The 16,812-nt window shown below is 72.0% G+C and carries 22 protein-coding genes; 19 read left to right on the top strand and 3 right to left on the bottom strand.

Features of this window, described 5'->3' with window-relative positions; all coding sequences use genetic code 11:
* Positions 1–73: 73 nt before the first annotated feature.
* The 11 genes from ABZY33_RS13455 (at position 74) to ABZY33_RS13405 (ending at position 7,664) form a co-directional block, all read left to right on the top strand.
* Positions 74–802: a DUF2993 domain-containing protein gene (locus ABZY33_RS13455; protein WP_356491677.1), complete on the top strand. Its 729-nt coding sequence runs from the start codon at positions 74–76 to the stop codon at positions 800–802.
* A gap of 211 nt (positions 803–1,013) precedes the next feature.
* Positions 1,014–1,094, top strand: coding sequence for a putative leader peptide (locus tag ABZY33_RS13450; RefSeq protein ID WP_350203226.1), 81 nt, complete (start codon positions 1,014–1,016; stop codon positions 1,092–1,094).
* A gap of 149 nt (positions 1,095–1,243) precedes the next feature.
* Positions 1,244–2,089: a sulfurtransferase gene (locus ABZY33_RS13445; protein ID WP_356491676.1), complete on the top strand. Its 846-nt coding sequence runs from the start codon at positions 1,244–1,246 to the stop codon at positions 2,087–2,089.
* 27 nt (positions 2,090–2,116) lie between these two features.
* Positions 2,117–2,404 carry a DUF1416 domain-containing protein gene (locus ABZY33_RS13440; RefSeq protein ID WP_127832476.1) on the top strand — a complete coding sequence of 96 codons (288 nt, stop codon included), beginning with the start codon at positions 2,117–2,119 and terminating at the stop codon, positions 2,402–2,404.
* 123 nt (positions 2,405–2,527) lie between these two features.
* On the top strand, positions 2,528–2,794 hold the full coding sequence (locus tag ABZY33_RS13435; protein ID WP_356491675.1) for a DUF3099 domain-containing protein: 267 nt from the start codon (positions 2,528–2,530) through the stop codon (positions 2,792–2,794).
* A 172-nt stretch (positions 2,795–2,966) separates the two neighbouring features.
* Positions 2,967–3,686, top strand: coding sequence for a hypothetical protein (locus tag ABZY33_RS13430; RefSeq protein ID WP_356491674.1), 720 nt, complete (start codon positions 2,967–2,969; stop codon positions 3,684–3,686).
* Positions 3,683–4,486 (top strand): hypothetical protein, encoded by an 804-nt coding sequence (locus tag ABZY33_RS13425; RefSeq protein WP_356491673.1) that lies wholly within the window; start codon positions 3,683–3,685, stop codon positions 4,484–4,486. The genes ABZY33_RS13430 and ABZY33_RS13425 overlap by 4 nt, the downstream gene beginning before the upstream one ends.
* Positions 4,483–5,346, top strand: a complete 864-nt coding sequence (locus ABZY33_RS13420; protein WP_356491672.1) for a hypothetical protein — start codon at positions 4,483–4,485, stop codon at positions 5,344–5,346. Before ABZY33_RS13425 ends, ABZY33_RS13420 begins: the two co-directional genes overlap by 4 nt.
* Before the next feature lie 253 nt (positions 5,347–5,599).
* Entirely contained in the window at positions 5,600–6,172 is a 573-nt protein-coding gene (locus ABZY33_RS13415; protein ID WP_356491671.1) for an FABP family protein, read from the top strand.
* A gap of 30 nt (positions 6,173–6,202) precedes the next feature.
* Positions 6,203–6,649, top strand: a complete 447-nt coding sequence (locus ABZY33_RS13410) for a transcriptional repressor (protein ID WP_356491670.1) — start codon at positions 6,203–6,205, stop codon at positions 6,647–6,649.
* Between the two features lie 34 nt (positions 6,650–6,683).
* Positions 6,684–7,664 (top strand): glycine cleavage T C-terminal barrel domain-containing protein, encoded by a 981-nt coding sequence (locus ABZY33_RS13405; protein ID WP_356491669.1) that lies wholly within the window; start codon positions 6,684–6,686, stop codon positions 7,662–7,664.
* Between the two features lie 17 nt (positions 7,665–7,681).
* Here the strand turns inward: ABZY33_RS13405 and dtd are convergent, their stop codons facing one another.
* A complete protein-coding gene (gene dtd, locus ABZY33_RS13400) occupies positions 7,682–8,119 on the bottom strand; it encodes a D-aminoacyl-tRNA deacylase (RefSeq protein WP_356491668.1) in 438 nt (145 codons plus the stop codon).
* 164 nt (positions 8,120–8,283) lie between these two features.
* Between dtd and ABZY33_RS13395 the strand changes: the two genes are divergently transcribed.
* Positions 8,284–8,892, top strand: a complete 609-nt coding sequence (locus ABZY33_RS13395; RefSeq protein WP_356491667.1) for an ABC transporter substrate-binding protein — start codon at positions 8,284–8,286, stop codon at positions 8,890–8,892.
* 168 nt (positions 8,893–9,060) lie between these two features.
* Positions 9,061–10,341: a GNAT family N-acetyltransferase gene (locus tag ABZY33_RS13390; RefSeq protein ID WP_356491666.1), complete on the top strand. Its 1,281-nt coding sequence runs from the start codon at positions 9,061–9,063 to the stop codon at positions 10,339–10,341.
* An 80-nt stretch (positions 10,342–10,421) separates the two neighbouring features.
* Here the strand turns inward: ABZY33_RS13390 and ABZY33_RS13385 are convergent, their stop codons facing one another.
* On the bottom strand, positions 10,422–10,607 hold the full coding sequence (locus ABZY33_RS13385) for a hypothetical protein (RefSeq protein WP_356491665.1): 186 nt from the start codon (positions 10,605–10,607) through the stop codon (positions 10,422–10,424).
* A 215-nt stretch (positions 10,608–10,822) separates the two neighbouring features.
* Here ABZY33_RS13385 and ABZY33_RS13380 point away from each other — a divergent pair, with 215 nt between their 5' ends.
* Positions 10,823–11,743 carry a GntR family transcriptional regulator gene (locus ABZY33_RS13380; RefSeq protein WP_356491664.1) on the top strand — a complete coding sequence of 307 codons (921 nt, stop codon included), beginning with the start codon at positions 10,823–10,825 and terminating at the stop codon, positions 11,741–11,743.
* 25 nt (positions 11,744–11,768) lie between these two features.
* Here ABZY33_RS13380 and ABZY33_RS13375 read toward each other — a convergent pair whose 3' ends face one another.
* Positions 11,769–11,960 (bottom strand): hypothetical protein, encoded by a 192-nt coding sequence (locus ABZY33_RS13375; RefSeq protein WP_356491663.1) that lies wholly within the window; start codon positions 11,958–11,960, stop codon positions 11,769–11,771.
* Positions 11,961–12,151: 191 nt separating this feature from the next.
* On the opposite strand from ABZY33_RS13375, the gene ABZY33_RS13370 reads away from it, so the two are divergent.
* The 5 genes from ABZY33_RS13370 to ABZY33_RS13350 all read left to right on the top strand — a co-directional run bounded on the left by ABZY33_RS13370 (position 12,152) and on the right by ABZY33_RS13350 (position 16,798).
* Entirely contained in the window at positions 12,152–13,048 is an 897-nt protein-coding gene (locus tag ABZY33_RS13370; RefSeq protein ID WP_356491662.1) for a winged helix-turn-helix domain-containing protein, read from the top strand.
* Positions 13,048–13,830 (top strand): HAD family hydrolase, encoded by a 783-nt coding sequence (locus ABZY33_RS13365; protein ID WP_356491661.1) that lies wholly within the window; start codon positions 13,048–13,050, stop codon positions 13,828–13,830. Before ABZY33_RS13370 ends, ABZY33_RS13365 begins: the two co-directional genes overlap by 1 nt.
* A gap of 96 nt (positions 13,831–13,926) precedes the next feature.
* Positions 13,927–14,799 (top strand): GntR family transcriptional regulator, encoded by an 873-nt coding sequence (locus ABZY33_RS13360; protein WP_356491660.1) that lies wholly within the window; start codon positions 13,927–13,929, stop codon positions 14,797–14,799.
* A gap of 205 nt (positions 14,800–15,004) precedes the next feature.
* Positions 15,005–16,102, top strand: a complete 1,098-nt coding sequence (locus ABZY33_RS13355; protein WP_356491659.1) for a phosphotransferase — start codon at positions 15,005–15,007, stop codon at positions 16,100–16,102.
* Between the two features lie 33 nt (positions 16,103–16,135).
* Entirely contained in the window at positions 16,136–16,798 is a 663-nt protein-coding gene (locus tag ABZY33_RS13350; protein WP_356491658.1) for a TetR/AcrR family transcriptional regulator, read from the top strand.
* Positions 16,799–16,812: the final 14 nt, after the last annotated feature.

Here is a 16,812-nt window from a genome sequence, read left to right as displayed (position 1 = left end):
GCCCGCAGAAACGCGCCCCGGCGGGGGGACACAGAGCGCCGGGGACACACAGACGTGGGGGAGCCCCAAGGCCATGCGCGCACTGCGAATACTGCTGATCTTCGTCGTCATCGTCGGCGGCCTCTTCGTGATCGCCGACCGCGTGGCGGTGAACTTCGCCGAGAACAAGGCCGCCGACAAGCTGCGCACCAGCGAGGGCCTGGCCGAGACCCCGGACGTGGACATCGAGGGCTTCCCGTTCCTCACCCAGGTCGCGGCCGGCAGCCTGGACGACGTCCGCATCGGCATCAAGGACTACGACGCGAAGAGCGGCGGCGACAGCATCCGCATCGCGGACCTGGACGCCGAGATGCACGGGGTGAAGTTCGACAGCAGCTTCAGCTCGGCGACGGCCGAGACGGCCACCGGTACCGCCCGGATCTCCTACGCCGAGCTGCTGAAGGCCGTGAAGAAGCAGGACGCGGCCCAGGTCGCGCCGGGCGTGACCGCGCGGATCGACGGCCTCTCCTACGGCGGCGGCGACAAGGTCAAGGTGGCGGTCACCGTGACGACCCCGGTCGGCACCCTGCACCCGACCGTGCTGAGCAGCATCAAGGTCGCCGACGGCAAGGTCTCGGCCCGCGCGGACAGCCTGCCCAAGACCGGCGCCTTCGAGCTGGCCGAGGGCCGCGTCCGCGCCGTCACCGACTTCCAGCAGGCGATCGACAACCTCCCGGCCGGTATCGCGCTGGACAAGGTGGCACCCGTCACGGACGGCGTCGAGATCACGGTGAAGGGTTCCGGCCTCGACCTGGTCGGGTAGGGAACCCGGCGGACGGAGCGCGGAGAGCGGGTGCGACGTCCGTACTCCGAGACGGCGTCGTCCACTCTGTAGCGGCCGGCGGCGCCCGCACCGCGCCGGACCGCCGCCGACGCGCTCCCGGAGCGGCGTCGATCTCATCATATGGATGATTGCGTCTCAACATCCGACACGGCGGTGACACGGCCACCGATGCGTCCCTACGATCGGACGCATGAAGCGACAGGCGGACCTCACGAAGCGGCGGGCAGTAGACCTGTGCCGCGTCGCCGCCATGCTCTGTCGCACTGTCTGAGCGGGACACCCAGCCACTCGGCCGGCCCCCGCCTTCTCCCGGACCCCTTGAGCCGGTCATCCCGACCGTTCCGGCTCGGGGTCGCCCCGCGCCCGTTCTGCGCACCGAATTCCGCATGCCCCGCCGTAACTGCCCCGGAGGAAGACAGCATGAGCCGCAGCGACGTCCTGGTCGATGCCGACTGGGTCGAGGCCAACCTCGACAACGAGAACGTGGCGATCGTCGAGGTCGACGAGGACACGTCGGCGTACGACAAGAACCACATCAGGAACGCGATCCGCATCGACTGGACCAAGGACCTCCAGGACCCGGTCCGGCGCGACTTCATCGACCAGGCCGGCTTCGAGGAGCTGCTGTCGAAGAAGGGCATCGCCAACGACACGACCGTCGTCCTCTACGGCGGCAACAACAACTGGTTCGCCTCGTACGCGTACTGGTACTTCAAGCTCTACGGCCACAGCGACGTCAAGCTCCTCGACGGCGGCCGCAAGAAGTGGGAGCTGGACTCCCGCGACCTTGTCGACGGCGCGCAGGTGCCGAACCGCCCCGCCACCCAGTACAAGGCCAAGCCGCAGGACACCTCGATCCGCGCCTTCCGCGACGACGTGGTGAACGCGATCGGCAGCCAGAACCTGGTCGACGTGCGCTCGCCCGACGAGTTCTCCGGCAAGCTGCTCGCCCCGGCCCACCTCCCGCAGGAGCAGTCGCAGCGCCCGGGCCACGTCCCGTCCGCCCGCAACATCCCGTGGTCGAAGAACGCCAACGACGACGGCACCTTCAAGTCGGACGACGAGCTGAAGGCGCTCTACGCCGACGAGCAGGTCGACCTGGCCAAGGACTCCATCGCGTACTGCCGCATCGGGGAGCGCTCCGCGCTCACCTGGTTCGTCCTGCACGAGCTGCTCGGCCAGCAGAACGTGAAGAACTACGACGGTTCGTGGACCGAGTACGGCTCGCTGGTCGGCGTGCCGATCGAGCTCGGCGCCAACAAGTAACCCCCTTCCCTGCCTAGGAGTTCAGTCATGTGTGGAGCGAAGGCCGGCGGCCCCGACGCCTCGACGATCAAGCCCGGTGAGACCACGATCCAGGGCCAGGTGACCCGCGACGGCGAGCCGGTGACCGGCTACGTCCGGCTGCTCGACTCGACCGGCGAGTTCACCGCCGAGGTCCCCACCTCGGCCACGGGCCAGTTCCGCTTCTACGCGGCCGAGGGCACCTGGACGCTGCGCGCGCTGGTCCCGGGCGGCACGGCGGACCGTACGGTCGTCGCGCAGACCGGCGGGCTCGCGGAGGTCGCGATCGCCGTGTGACGGCGGCGCCGCGACGCGCACCGAACGGCTGAAGGGCCGCACCCCCGGGGGTTGGACGCCACTGGTACGGGGTGCGGTCCTTCGGCTTGCCCGCCCTCTTGGGACCGGGCTTACGCTGAGGACATGTACGCGCGGCGCAAGCACCTGTACTTCGCCATGATGGGGCTGTGCATCGGCCTGTTCGTGCTGGCCTGGGCCGTCGTACGGCTGTGGTCCGTGCCCGCGGCCGTCGCCATGTGCGTGGTCGCCATGGTCATCCCGCCGGCCGCCGCCATCGTCGCCAACCGCCGCGGCCCCGAGGACCGCTGGTGGGACGAGCCCTCGGGCGACGCGCGCTCCGACGAGTGGTGGGACGAACTGGACGGCAAGAAGCGCCCGCCCCGGCCCTGAGCTGCCGGGTGAAGCCCTTTCGTTATCTGCTTCCGTGCAACCTGCACGGGTTCTTGTGGGTCTCCTGTGCGCGCGGATACGGAATCCGTGCCTCGTGTTCCGTGGGGGGAACCCGTTGGACGACGTACAGACTCCGCACCTGGTGCTCCCGGCACCGCCTGCGGAACCGCCCGTGCCACCCGGCCCGCCGCGCCGCCGCCGCGGCCGCACCACCGCGCTGATCGCCTGCGCCGCCGTGCTCGGGGTGGTGGCGGGGGTCTGCACCGGGTACATCGTGCAGGCCGGGCGCGACCCGGACCCGCTGCCTCCGCTCGCCGCGCGGACCGTGGCGCAGGAGGGGGGGTCGGCGCCGCAGGCGTTCGCCGCGACCGGGGACCGCCGCGCCCGCACCGACGGCGACCTGCGCAAGCTGCTCCTCCCGCGCCCCGCGGGCGTGCAGAAGGCGGACACGGCGCAGGGCTGGCGCAACCAGTACAGCTACGCGAAGGACTTCGAGGACCCGGACCACATGTTCCGCGAGCTGTCCAACGGCTCCTTCCGCCGGGCCGCCTCGTCCGCCTGGAAGAAGGGCCACGCCGCGACCGAGATCCACCTCATCCAGTTCCGCGACGCCGAGCGGCTCGGCTCCCGGGGGTTCTGCAGCGGCCAGCGGAGCTACATGAGCGAGGAGAAGTGGGCGGGCAACGACGGGGAGCCGATCCCCGGCACCGCCGAGGGCCGCGTCTACGTCTTCGACCACCCGAGCACCGAACCCGGTTATCTGCCGATGTACCAGGCCAGGGCGCTCGCCGTCCGCGGTGACATCGTCATGGACATCTGGCTCTACGACAGCGGGCCGATCACGAAGAAGACCGCGATGCGGCTCGCCGAGCGGCAGTTGGAGCGCCTGTGAACGACATGTCCCCGCCGTCGCAGGTGGTTCCCGAGGCCCCTGCCGCGCGCAAGAAGCGACGCCTGCTCGCCGCCGTGGCCACGTGCGCGGTCGTACTCGCCGTCGCGGGCGGTACCGGCTTCACCGTGCTGACGGTGGACGCGGCCGACCGCACCGTCCCCACCACGGTGTGGGGCGAGCCCGAGCAGCAGAAGCAGCGGGCCGGCGGTGTCGCCGGCAAGGAGGGCGACCTCGCGGGCCGGCTGCTGCCGATGCCGAAGGGGTACGTCCCCGGACCCGACATCGACGAGTTCGGCAACGACGAGGCGATCACCGGGCCGGAGGTCGCGGCCCGCTTCAAGAAGAGCGCGGACGACCTGCCCGCCCGCCAGCGTGAGGACCAGCGCAAGGCCATCGACAAGCTGAAGCCGACGGGCCTCGCGATGCGCAGCTACGCCTCGGGGGACACCACGAGGTCCTGGGTCTCCGACACCACGAAGTACACGGTCGTCGAGGTCCAGCTCGCCCGGGTGGAGAACCGGCGCGCGGGCCGGGCGCTCAAGGAGTTCCGGACCGATCTCCTGCGCGCGTTCGGCACCTTCGCCAAGGGCCCCGCGGTCAAGGGACACAAGGACGCGGACTGCTTCCTCGCGCCCCGCACCGGCGGCACCAAGCTCGACATGCTGCTGTGCAGTGCCTACGAGGACGACCTCCTTGTCACCATGACCGCCTACGCGCCCAGGGCAATCGACGGACGCTCCGTGGCGACGCTCATGGCCGCACAGCTGGACCACATCGCGTCCCGGGGGGAATCCGTATGAGCCAGACGATCGAGCAGCCCGAGCCGGGCTCCGGCCTGCCTCCCCGGCCCGTTCCCACGCCGGCACCCGCGCCCGGCACCGATCCCGCCCCCGCCCCGGTGCGCAAGGACCGCCGCGTACTGCGGGCAGCCCTGCGCTGGACCGCCGCCGTCGTCGTCTTCGCCGTGGCCGGCGCGGGGACCGCGTACGAGGTCACCCGGCAGACCCGCGGGGACCTTCCCGGGCTCGCCACCCGGGGCGACGGCCGCTGGGAGTACCCGGCGCCGGTGAAGCCGCCGCTGCCCAAGGGCGCCCCGGCCGCCTTCGCGGAGGGGAACACCCGCGAGGAGCACTTCGCGGACCTGCGCGAACTGGTGCTGCCGGCGCCGAAGGGCGCGACCGAGGACAAGGAGCTGGCCGGCAAGGACGGCTGGCTGCCCACCGCGACCTACCTAAAGGCCTACGAGAAGGACGCCCGCGCCGACCTCGCGCTGTTCCTGAACGAGAACGGCCTGCGGCACGTGGCGGCCCGCGGCTGGACCATGCCGGACGGCACCCGCACCCGTATCTACCTGCTGCGCTTCAACACCGGCGCCTTCGCGCGCGCCTTCGCCGCGAACACGGCGGGGAACGCCGCCGCACTGGTCGGGGCCCCCTACACCGAGGACGACGTCTCCTGGACCGGGGACATCGGCACCCCGGTGCAGTACACCAAGCTGAGCGTCTACGAGGAGGTGCGCCCCTACGGCGCCGAGCGGGTCCGCCAGGCCTACATCGAGGCCGGGGACGTGATCGCCCTCGTCGTGCAGTCCGGGAAGGGCGGTACACCCAAGGTCCCCTTCCGGCAGACGGTCGTCCTGCAGAACCAGCTCCTCGGCTGAGCCCGCCCGCCCCGTGCGGCGGACCTCACCGAGAGCGCCGGGCCCCACCCGACTACAGTGGGGCCCGGCTCTGTATGTATCCCGCTCACCGAGGAGCACCCCGTGCTTGAGGCCTTCTTCTCCGCTCTCCTTGTCCTGGTCTGCGTCGGCGTGCTCGCCTTCGCCGGGCTGACCGTGAAGAAGCTGTACCAGGGCCAGCGCTGATCCCCGTACGTCCCGTACGACACTCCACCGAGAGACGTCTGAACCGCTCATGATCCAGATCCCGTCCGACCTGCACCCCGACCTGCTGCCGCTCGCGTTCCTGCTGGGCGACTGGGCGGGCGCGGGCGTCACCGACTTCCCCGGCGCCGAGAAGGCCAACTTCGGGCAGGAGGTCTCCTTCACCCACGACGGGCGGGACTTCCTGGAGTACCGCTCGCACAGCTGGATCCTCGACGCGGAGGGGAACAAGGTCCGGGCCCTGGAGTCCGAGGCCGGTTTCTGGCGCATCGACAAGGACCGCAAGGTCGAGGTCGTCATGGTCCGCGACGACGGTGTCGTCGAGGTCTGGTACGGCGAGCTGGCCGACAAGAAGCCGCAGATCGACCTGGCCACCGACGCCGTCGCCCGCACCGCGGCCTCCGGCCCGTACACCGGCGGCAAGCGGCTCTACGGCTATGTGAAGAGCGACCTCATGTGGGTCGGTGAGAAGCAGACCCCCGAGGTTCCGCTGCGCCCCTACATGTCGGCCCAGCTCAAGAAGGTCGTCACGCCGGAGGAGGTCGCCGAGATGGCGCGCAACCTCCCGGACATGCCCGACGACGGCATCGCCTTCTTCAAGTAGGCCCTGGAGCCGGTCGCTAGACTCGGCGGTGTGGTGAGCACCGAGGGCATCGACTGGAAGAGCGATCTGCGGCAGCGCGGCTACCGGCTGACGCCGCAGCGTCAGCTTGTCCTGGAGGCCGTGGACACCCTGGAGCACGCGACCCCCGACGACATCCTGGGCGAAGTGCGCAGGACGGCGTCGGGGGTGAACATCTCCACGGTGTACCGGACGCTCGAACTCCTGGAGGAGCTGGGGCTCGTCTCGCACGCGCACCTCGGCCACGGAGCGCCCACCTACCACCTCGCCGACCGGCACCACCACATCCACCTGGTCTGCCGGGACTGCACGAACGTGATCGAGGCCGACGTCGGCGTGGCCGCCGAGTTCACCGCCAAGCTGCGCGAGCAGTTCGGCTTCGACACCGATCTGAAGCACTTCGCGATCTTCGGCCGCTGCGCGAAGTGCGCCGAGGCCCACGAGGCCGCGCAGGAATAAGCCGGTCCGGCGGCTCGTCGTAGTGTGGGTGACCATGCAGCGACATTCAACGAGCAGTCCCCTGCTGACCCTGCCCGGCGCCGTCCCCGGCGAAGGCGTGGACGAAGGCGTCGCCGCGCACTACGGCGACCTCTTCCGCGAGCAGCGCTCCCTCGCCGACGGCAGGGGTGTCGTCGACCTCTCGCACCGCGGCGTGCTCACGGTCACCGGCGACGACCGGCTGAGCTGGCTTCATCTGCTGCTGACCCAGCACGTCTCCGACCTGCCCCCGGGGCAGGCGACCGAGGCGCTGGTCCTGACCGCCAACGGCCACATCGAGCACGCCCTGTACCTCGTCGACGACGGCACGACGACGTGGGTGCACGTGGAGCCCGGCACCCAGGACGCGCTCGTCGCGTACCTGGAGTCGATGAAGTTCTTCTACCGGGTCGACGTCGCCGACCGCACCGCCGCGTTCGCCGTCGTGCACCTGCCGGCCGGCTCCATCGCGCCGGTGCCGGACGGGGTGGCCGTGCGCGAGACCCCGTACGGGCGCGACCTCTTCCTGCCCCGCGGCGACCTGGAACCGTACGCGCGCGAGCACGGCCCGGCCGTCGGGCTGCTCGCGCACGAGGCGCTCCGCGTCGAGCAGTACCGGCCCCGGCTCGGCTTCGAGACCGACCACCGCACCATCCCGCACGAGCTGGGCTGGCTCGACTCGGCCGTCCACCTGCAGAAGGGGTGCTACCGCGGGCAGGAGACCGTCGCCCGCGTGCAGAACCTGGGCAAGCCGCCGCGGCGCCTGGTCTTCCTCCACCTGGACGGCAGCGAGGTGCACCTGCCGCCGCACGGGGCGGAGGTGCGGCTCGCGGCGGACGGTCCGGAGGGCCGCAAGATCGGGTTCGTGACGACGGCCGTACGCCACCACGAGCTGGGCCCCATCGCCCTCGCGCTGGTGAAGCGGAACGTGCCGGTCGACGCCGAGCTGATGGTGGAGACGACGGCGGCGGCGCAGGAGGTCGTCGTCGAGCCGTAGGGCCGCCGCCCCGGCCCTTACATCTCCAGCAGCACCGTGAACGGGCCGTCGTTGGTCAGGGACACCCGCATCCGCGCCCCGAACCGGCCCGTCGCCACGGTCGCGCCGAGCGCCCTGAGCTGCGCCACGACCTCGTCGACCAGGGGCTCGGCCACCTCGCCGGGCGCCGCCGCGTTCCAGGTGGGGCGGCGGCCCTTGCGGGCGTCACCGTAGAGGGTGAACTGGCTGATCACGAGGAGCGGCGCGTCGATGTCGCTGCACGACTTCTCGTCGGTGAGCATCCGCACCGACCAGAGTTTGCGGGCCAGTTGGGCCGCCTTCTCCTTGGTGTCCTCGTGCGTGACCCCGACGAGGACGCACAGGCCCTCGCCCTCGATCTCGCCGACGGTCCGCTGCCCGTCGTCCTCTTCCACGACGACGCTCGCGCCGTCCACTCGCTGTACCACTGCTCGCATGAGGCCATCATGCCGGGTCGCGAACCCCCCATCTGGGGCCGATATGGGGTACTCGCGCACAGAGCGGGCATCGAGAGTGGCACCATGCTCAGACGTGGTGCGCCGGTGGCGCACGGCGTAGGTCCGGTCGAGGGGACGGTAAGCACACCATGGATGTTCACGCCATGAGCCACACACCGAGCACGAGCCCGCCCGGGGGCCCGGTCTCCCTGACGCACAGCGGCCGGGTCGCCCCGCTGGCCCGGCCGCCGGCGCAGCGGGTCGGCAGCCCGGAGCTGCCCGCCGTTCCCCAGCACGACCTGACCGCGCTGCGCCTGCCCGAACTGCGCCGGGTGCGCCGGGAGTCGCAGCAGGACGAGGCGGATCTGAGCTACGTGCGGCGGCTGCTCCAGGGCCGGATCGACATCCTCCGCGCGGAGTTGGGCCGGCGCCGCGACCCGGAGGCGCCCGTCGTGGACCGGCTCTCGGAGATCCTGCGGGACCAGCCGACGCGGACGCGCTCCTCGGCCCGGCACGTCACGGTCGGCACCCCGCACAGCGAGGAGTTCCGGCGGCTGGCCGCCGAGATGCTCTCTGAGGTCGAGCTCTCGGACCTGGCGGCCCGCACCGACGGCGAGCTGCACACGGCGATGGGACGCCTCGTCCGCTACGAGCAGCAGGTCTCGCGGCGCCGGCAGCAGTTGCAGCGCACGGCGGACGACTGCAGCGCGGAGATCGCCCGCCGCTACCGCGAGGGGGAGGCGCAGGTGGAGGACCTGCTGGTGGGCGGCTGACCCCGGTTCCCGGGCTTGCGGGCGTGAGGTGGCGGGCGCGAGCGGGTCACGGCGGCCCGTAGCCGTAGCCGGGCCCCGCCCCGGCCCGCGTCACCCGCCGTCCGGGACACCAGGGGGCGCCGACATATTCGCGCGACGCCCCGCCCGGCCCGTCCTACCGTGGATCGCATGATCCCCAGCGCCGCCGCAGACATCGACGTACGGCCCATCACCGAGGACGAGATGGCGGAGTGGAGCCGCGCGCTCAACGCCGGGTTCCTGCGCCCTCCCACCACGACGCCCTGGACGGTGGCCCGGCGTCTCGCCCGATTCGACCTCGCCCGCACCCGCGCCGCCTTCGCCCCCACGGGCGACGGGACCGGCACCCGGCAGGTCGCCACCTTCCGCTCCTTCGCGCAGGAGCTGAGCGTCCCCGGCGGGGCGAGGGTTCCCACCGACGCGATCACGAACGTCACCGTCACCGCCACCCACCGCCGCCGCGGCCTGCTCAGCCGCATGATGGCCGCCGACCTCGCCGAGGCGAAGGAGCGCGGCGACGTCGCCGCGACCCTCATCGCCGCCGAGTACCGGATCTACGGGCGCTACGGGTTCGGGCCCGCGGCCACTACCACGCAGTGGGAGATCGACGTGGCGCGGGCCGGGCTCGACCCGCGCCGGCCGGGGCCGGACGACGGCGGCCGGATCGACCCGGCCGGCCCCGACGAGGTGCGCCGGATCGGGCCCGCCCTGCACGAGCGGCTGCGCGCCCGCGTCGCCGGCGTCGTCAGCAGGGACGCCTTCTGGTGGCAGGACGAGACGGGCGTGGAGCGGACGCCCGAGGACGACTGGACCGAGCCCTTCTACGCGGTGTACCGCTCCGCCCGCGGCGAGGTGGAGGGGCTGGTCGAGTACCGGTCCGACGGCCACTGGAACGCCGCCAAGGCGCCGGCGAACACGGCGACCGTGGTGCGGCTGACCGGTGTCACCCCGGCCGCCGAGCGGGCGCTGTGGCACCACCTCTGCTCGGTCGACTGGGTCACCACGGTCCGCACCGACGGCCGCGCCCCGGACGACCTGGTGCCGGAGCTGCTGCCCGATCCGCGCGCCGCCCGCGTCGTGACCCAGGCCGACTTCCTGTGGGTGCGGATCCTGGACGTCGTACGGGCGCTGGAGGCGCGCGCGTACGGGGCGAGCGGCGAGCTGGTCCTGGAGGTGCGCGACCGGGCCGGGCTCGCCGGCGGGCGGTTCCGTCTCGCGGCGACGCCCGACGGCGCGGTCTGTGCGCCGAGCGCCGCCGCCGCCCAGCTCACCCTGGACATCGGCGAGCTGAGCGCCCTGTGGCTGGGCGACGCGTCCGCCGTACGGCTTGCCGCCCTGGGCCGCCTGGTGGAGGAGGAGGCGGGCGCCGCCCGGGCCGCCGACGCCCTGCTCCGTACGCCGCGCAGGCCATGGTGCCCCGACGTGTTCTGAACTTTCTGAACACCGGCCCGCGCGGCCGCGGTGTTGGTGGACCGACCGGGCCCCCGGCTCCCCTCCGGAGGGGAGCCCGGTCAGCCGCTCTGGGCCAACAGCAGGACGAGGATGGCCGCGCCGATGCCGCTGATGGTGGTGTTCTTGGCTTTGATGCCGACGGAGAGCACGACGAAAGCGATGATGCCCATCGGGCCGTACTTCCACTGGATGAGCTGTTCGAATCCGATGGCGAGAGCGGCGATGAGGATGGCGAAGACCGGCATGGGACTTACCCCCTTCGGGTCCGAGCGGTGACCAACTCGCGCCCCACGGCGCTGGCGTAGACCAACATCCATGGCCGACGCCAACCCCCGTTGCTGTCTGACCATGTCGCTCAAGTTGGTCACCAACTCATCTGTACTTATCTCCGCTGCGGGGCGACTCATAACCACCTTCTCCTCAACTCCCCAAAGATGGCGGGAAGTTGTAGGGTTCGCATGTGAGTGGGGAGCCTGCCGCCGCCAATGGGGGAGCCCGGCCGCCGCGGGAGCAGTGGACGTACCGCGAGGTGGCCGACGAGTTGCGCGCCCGGATCCGGGCCGGGCGGCTCCGTCCCGGCCAGCGGATGCCCACGCAGGCGCAGCTGGCCGACGACTTCGGGGTGGAGCGGTCCGCCGTCCGCCAGGCGCTCCGCGTCCTCCAGGCCGAGCAGTTGCTGGCCAACGTCTCCAAGGGCAGCCCGGCCACCGTCGCGGAGCCCACCGCGGCCCAGCTCGACGGCCCCGCGGCGTCCCCGCAGCCCACGATGGTCACGCTCTCCCAGAAGGTCGCGGCGGCGTTCCGGCGCCAGGACGTGGAGATCGACGCCCTGTGCCTCACCTCGGTCTCGCTGACCCTCGCGATGGGCGAGCCGCTGCGCCACATCCACGCGGGCCGCATAAAACCGGCCAGGGTGCGGGTGCGGGTGCTGCTGCCGAGCCGCGACATCGACCTCGCCTTCCCCGCCCCGGCCGACGCGGCGGTCGGCGCGGACGGGGTGACGGGCGACCGGTTGCAGCACTACTGGCTGCAGCAGCGCAACGCGCAGGGGCAGGTGCTGCGGCACAACCTGCTGGCCTTGCGCACCACGCACGGCATCGACGTCCAGGTCGCCTTCCGGGCCCTGCCGTTCACCCCGCCGGTCAAGCTCTACCTGCTCAACAACGCCGAGGCGCTCTTCGCGTACTACACGCTGACCCGGCGCGGGGAGTTGGTCGGCCAGGAGCGGGTCGACGTCTATGACGCGCAGGGGGTGCGGCAGATGCTCTTCGCCTTCCGGCAGGGGGCGGGGTCGCGCGACACGACCTTTGTCGAGCAGTCCCATCTGTGGTTCGACAGCCTGTGGAACACGATCAGCACGGAGCTGAGCTTCGGTTCCTGAGGCGGGGAGCGGGTCGGTCACCCGGTCACTGGAGCGCGGGTCCTGCCACCATGATCGCGAGCAGCGCGCCGCCGAGGGAACTGCACGTGGCGTTCCGGGTCTTGGCGCCGATGGTCAGCAGGAGCAGACCGGCGATGCCGGCCGGCCCGTAGCGCCACTGGACGAGCTGCTCAAAGGTGATCACGAACACCGCGGAGAGGAGGCTCAGCACAGCCATGACGTTTCCTCCTGCGTCGACGTCGGTCCGTACGTGCGGGCGGTTCTCGGTGATGCCGGTTGGTCCAAGTTGGCGACCAACTACACTATGGTTGTGCCCATTTGGTGGCCAGCGGTAAACAAGTCTCCGACAACTCCCGCCAAGTGGAAGAGAGTTGTACCGTTTGGTCGTGACCCGGGAGCGTGGCAGACATGGCTGACATGGCAGACGCGACACTGAACGGAAGCGGCAGACTCTCCCCCCAGGAGATCGCGGACCGGCTGCGCGAGCGGATCAGGGCGGGCCGGCTGAAGCCGGGCGACCGGCTTCCCACCCAGGCCACGCTGGCCGACGAGTTCGGCGTGGAGCGCGGCACGGTCCGCCAGGCGCTCCACCTGCTGCAGACCGACGGCCTCCTGAGCAACATCAGCAAGGGCAGCCCGCCGCGCATCGCCACCACGGCGCCCGGCCGGGACGAACCCCGGCCCACCATGGTCGCGCTCGCCCCCCGCCTGGTGGACGCGTTCGCCCGCCCCCAGGTCCGTATCGACGCCGTCTGCCTGACCTCCGAGACCCTGATGCTGGCCCTGGGCGAACCGTTGCGCCTCATCCACGAGGGGCGGATGCGCCCCGAGACGATCGACGTCCGCATCCTGCTGCCCGGCCGGGACATCGACCTCGCCTTCCCGGTGCCGGTCCCGGACGGCGCGGCCGGCACCGACCGGGCCGACGACGAGGCGGTCCACGAGCGCTGGCTCGCCACCCGCAACGCCCAGGGGCAGGTCCTGCGGCACAACCTGCGCTCCCTGCGCTCCTCCCACGGCATCGACGTCCAGGTCACCTTCCGCGCGCTGCCGTTCACCCCGCCGGTCAAGCTCTACCTGCTCAACGACGAGGAGGCGCTGCTGTCGTACTACATGGTCACGCGTCGTGAGGAGGAGATCGACAGCGGTACGAAACTGGAGATGTACGCCGCCACCGGCTCCCAGGCACTGCTGTTCTCCTTCGAGAAGCGGGCGGGGCACCGGGACCGGTCGTTCGTGGAGGAGTCGCAGAAGTGGTTCACCGCCCTCTGGGAAACCATCACGTCCGACCTGACACTCTCCTAGTGACTTCAGACGCGACGAAGCAGAATGTGCCGGTGGCCGAAGCGGCGGACGCGGCAGGGGAGTCGACCGAGAAGCAGCGGCTGGCCGCACTGGTCGGGGGCGCCCGCCACGTGCTCTTCGACTTCGACGGGCCGATCTGCCGGCTCTTCGCCGGCCGGCCGGCGCCGCTGATCGCGCGGGAGCAGGTCCGCTGGCTGGACGCCCAGGGGCTGGGCGAGGCGCTGACGCCGGCCGAGCGCGTCGACGACGACCCGCACTGCGCGCTGCGCAGCCTGGCACAGCAGCGCCCGGACAGCGACCTGGTCATCGAGATGGAAAGGCGGCTCACCGCTCAGGAGCTGCGGGCGGTCCGCTCGGCGTGGCCCACCGCGCACGCCGACCCGCTGATCCGCACCTGGGCCGCGGTCGGCGCCCGGCTCGCCGTCACCACCAACAACGCGGCGGAGGCCGCCCGCCGGTACCTGGAGGGGCGGGGCCTCGCCTCCTGTTTCGAGCCGCACATCTACGGCCGCACCCAGGACCTCCGGCTCCTCAAGCCCGACCCGTACTGCCTGCTGCGCGCGCTGAGCGCCATGGGCGCCGCCCCGGCCACCGCGCTGATGATCGGCGACGCCCCCACGGACCTGCTCGCCGCGCGGGCCGCCGGGGTCCCCTTCCTCGGGTACGCCCACAACGAGCGCAAGGCCGCCCTGCTGCGGGAGGCCGGGGCACGGCACGTGGTCGCTTCCCTGGAGACGGTCCTGACCCTCCTGCGCACCCCGCCGCGCCCGCCCGTCCCCTGACCCGCGCATTCCGTTTCCCTGGTGCACGGCGGGGGGAGTTGGCTGCCAACTGACGTAGAGTTGTCGGGACTTGGCAGCGCGGGAGGGAGTGGCGCGGTGAACGACGAGAACGGCCCCGCCCCCAGGACCACCCCCGACGACATCGCCGGCGCCCTGCGCAAGCGCATCAAAGAGGGAGCGCTGAAAGCGGGCGACCGGCTGCCCACCCAAGCCGCGCTCGCCGAGCAGTTCGGCGTGGAGCGCGGCGCGATCCGGCAGGCGTTGCAGCGCCTCCAGGCGGACGGCCTGCTGACGCACGTGAGCAAGGGCAGCCCGCCCCATGTCGCGGCGGTGCCGTCGAGGCAGGGCTCGCGGGCGGCGCGCAGCATCCTGGGCCCGCGGCTGGTGGCGGCGTTCGGGGAGCCGCGGGTCCGCGTCGACGTGGCGTGCCTGACGGCGGAGACGCTGATGACGGCGCTGGGTGAGCCGCTGCGCCGGGTGTACGAGGGCACGGACCGGCCCGAGTCGGTGCATCTGCGGGTCCTGCTGCCCCTGCTGGACCAGGACCTCGACTACCCCTCGCCGGACAAGGGCTGGGGCCACGACGAGAAGCTCGACGCGGCCGTCAAGCAGCGCAGCGCCGCGCAGCGGGCGGCCCAGCACATGGTCCTGACCAACACCATCGCGGGCCTGCGCCGCAGCGGCATCGACGCGCGCGTCGACTTCCGGTACACGCGGGGCACACCGTGCCGCAAGGCGTACCTCCTCAACCGCCGGGTGGCCCTGGTCGGCCACTACATCCCGGGCACCTTCCTGCGGGAGATCGAGGACTACGACGGGGCGAACCCGGTCCCGCTGTGCGACGTGGAGGGGTTCGACACCCCGATGTTCCTCTTCGACGCGGCGGGCGAGGGCGACGAGAGCGCCTTCGTCCAGGCCGAGCAGACGATGTTCGACGGGGTCTGGGACCACGTGGGGGGACGCGGCTGAGCCGGGGGCCTGTGCGGTCCGGCCCTGTTGGTCACGGACTCGCTCGGGTTCGTGTGAGGGACTCGCACGCGCGGCCACCCGTACCCCCGTGAGGGGCCATCGCCCCGGTGGGGTGGGGCTTCGGCCACGTGGTGCTCCTGGTACGGAGTAGCGTTCACCAGCGCCGGTGTGGCGTGGGCGCCGGACGCGGGTGGAAGAACGAACGATGGCATGGGAAGCGACCTCGGCAGCCGGACGCACGGCTGCCGCCCTGAACCGGGGCGGGCCGAAGATCGAGGGCCCGCTGAAGGGGTACCACCACGAGACCTACGTGATCTCCCTCGACGCCACCGTCGGCGTCCCCGGGGCGTGCGGGGAGGCCGTCCGCTGGAAGTGCCGGGAGCCGCGCGAGGGTCTCTTCTGGTTCGACCGGCGCTGTTTCGCCTCGGAAGAAGTCGTGGTCGAGGCGTTGAACGGTCGCGTCGCCCGGATCCCTGAGCTGATCGAGACCGGGGGCGTGCGGTTGCAGCGCTTCATCGAGGGCACCACCCTGGGGTCCCGTTACGGGGCGGGGAGCGCCGTGCCGGAGCGGTTGGTCCGGCAGGTCCTCGAAGTCGTGGGCGAGCTGGCGCGGATCCGGCCCGCGACGGTGACCGTGAAGTGCGTGTGCGCGCCCGAGGACCGGGTGCCGGACGGCGACTCGGCGGGTTTTCTGACGCGGCTCGTCCATTTCACGGAGACGCAGGTGTACCGCGCGCGCCAGGACGAGTACGGGGCCCTGTTCGCCGCGCTCGGCGTGCACGAAGTCGCCTTCAAGTATCTGCGGGAGCGCGCCGCCGACCTGCGGGAGCGCCCCTTCACCCTGCTCCACGCGGACCTGCACCGGGAGAACCTCATCCTGGACCGGTCCGGCGAACTCTGGGTCATCGACTGGGAGTTGGCCATGTTCGGAGACCCGCTGTACGACCTGGCCACCCATCTGCACCTGATGGACTACCCGCGGTCCCAGCGGCGCCGGGTCGTCGAACTGTGGCGCGGGACGCTGGGGAGGACGGGCGCGCGCGGGCTGGACGAGGATCTGCCCGTTTTGCTCGGCTACAAGCGGGCGCAGTCGGTGTTCACCGATGTCATCAGGTCGGCGCTCACCCTGGCGGACGGGGCGGGCGCCCGGGCGGGTGCCGCGCGCCTGCCGGAGGTGGCCCGCAAGCTGCACGGTGTCCTCGTCCGCGGCGCCGGCCCGCTCGGCATTCACTCCGTCCCGTCGGCCCGGGCCGTCGGGACGGCGTTGCGCACCTGGCTGTCGCGCCGGACGCCACCGCGGTGAACCGCGCGGCCCCGCCTGCGTACCCTCCTTCCCATGACCACCCCGACCCCCGCCCCGGCCTCCGCCGCCCCCGGCCTGCGGGAGCGCAAGAAGCGGCGGACCCGCCAGACGCTCTCCGACACCGCCGTCCGGCTCTTCCTGGAGAAGGGGTACGACCAGGTGTCGGTCGCGGAGATCGCCGCGGCGGCGGAGGTGTCCAAGCCGACGGTCTTCCGGCACTTCGCGGCCAAGGAGGACCTGGTCCTGCACCGGTTCGCCGACCACCAGGACGAGGCGGCCCGGATTGTGGCGGGCCGCGACGAGGGGGAGGCGCCGCTGACGGCGTTGCGGCGGCACTTCCTCGCGGGACTCGCGCGGCGCGATCCGGTGACCGGGCTCTGCGACCACCCGGCGGTCCTCGCTTACCAGCGGCTGCTGTACGGGACACCGTCCCTGGTGGCGCGGTTGTACGGGTACCAGGACGCGGCGGAACGAGCGCTGGCCGGGGCGCTGGGCGGGCCCGCCGTCGAGGCGCGGCTGGCCGCCGGGCAGATCGTGGCGGTGCAGCGGATCCTGGCCGAGGAGAACGTGCGGCGGATCAGGGACGGGGAGGCGGCCGACGCGGTGGCGGCCGACGCGGTACGCGCCGCCGAGCGGGGGTTCGAGCAGCTGGAGCGGGGGCTGCCGGACCGCGTCACTGGAGGCGTTACCAAGTAAAAAACGTAACTCGG

It is taken from the genome of Streptomyces sp. NPDC006552 (genome assembly GCF_040611655.1).
Taxonomy (GTDB): domain Bacteria; phylum Actinomycetota; class Actinomycetes; order Streptomycetales; family Streptomycetaceae; genus Streptomyces.
Note: the sequence above shows the minus strand (reverse complement) of the source record. Positions and strands in the feature narration are given on the sequence as shown.

Coding starts and splice junctions, on each gene's coding strand:
- ABZY33_RS13435 (WP_356491675.1), top strand. CDS start 2,528: ATGTACGCGCGGCGCAAGCACCTGTACTTCGCCATGATGGGGCTGTGC.
- ABZY33_RS13450 (WP_350203226.1), top strand. CDS start 1,014: ATGAAGCGACAGGCGGACCTCACGAAGCGGCGGGCAGTAGACCTGTGC.
- ABZY33_RS13375 (WP_356491663.1), bottom strand. CDS start 11,960: ATGGCTGTGCTGAGCCTCCTCTCCGCGGTGTTCGTGATCACCTTTGAG.
- ABZY33_RS13455 (WP_356491677.1), top strand. CDS start 74: ATGCGCGCACTGCGAATACTGCTGATCTTCGTCGTCATCGTCGGCGGC.
- ABZY33_RS13390 (WP_356491666.1), top strand. CDS start 9,061: ATGATCCCCAGCGCCGCCGCAGACATCGACGTACGGCCCATCACCGAG.
- ABZY33_RS13420 (WP_356491672.1), top strand. CDS start 4,483: ATGAGCCAGACGATCGAGCAGCCCGAGCCGGGCTCCGGCCTGCCTCCC.
- ABZY33_RS13370 (WP_356491662.1), top strand. CDS start 12,152: ATGGCTGACATGGCAGACGCGACACTGAACGGAAGCGGCAGACTCTCC.
- dtd (WP_356491668.1), bottom strand. CDS start 8,119: ATGCGAGCAGTGGTACAGCGAGTGGACGGCGCGAGCGTCGTCGTGGAA.
- ABZY33_RS13395 (WP_356491667.1), top strand. CDS start 8,284: ATGAGCCACACACCGAGCACGAGCCCGCCCGGGGGCCCGGTCTCCCTG.
- ABZY33_RS13385 (WP_356491665.1), bottom strand. CDS start 10,607: ATGCCGGTCTTCGCCATCCTCATCGCCGCTCTCGCCATCGGATTCGAA.
- ABZY33_RS13355 (WP_356491659.1), top strand. CDS start 15,005: ATGGCATGGGAAGCGACCTCGGCAGCCGGACGCACGGCTGCCGCCCTG.
- ABZY33_RS13405 (WP_356491669.1), top strand. CDS start 6,684: ATGCAGCGACATTCAACGAGCAGTCCCCTGCTGACCCTGCCCGGCGCC.
- ABZY33_RS13415 (WP_356491671.1), top strand. CDS start 5,600: ATGATCCAGATCCCGTCCGACCTGCACCCCGACCTGCTGCCGCTCGCG.
- ABZY33_RS13445 (WP_356491676.1), top strand. CDS start 1,244: ATGAGCCGCAGCGACGTCCTGGTCGATGCCGACTGGGTCGAGGCCAAC.
- ABZY33_RS13440 (WP_127832476.1), top strand. CDS start 2,117: ATGTGTGGAGCGAAGGCCGGCGGCCCCGACGCCTCGACGATCAAGCCC.
- ABZY33_RS13350 (WP_356491658.1), top strand. CDS start 16,136: ATGACCACCCCGACCCCCGCCCCGGCCTCCGCCGCCCCCGGCCTGCGG.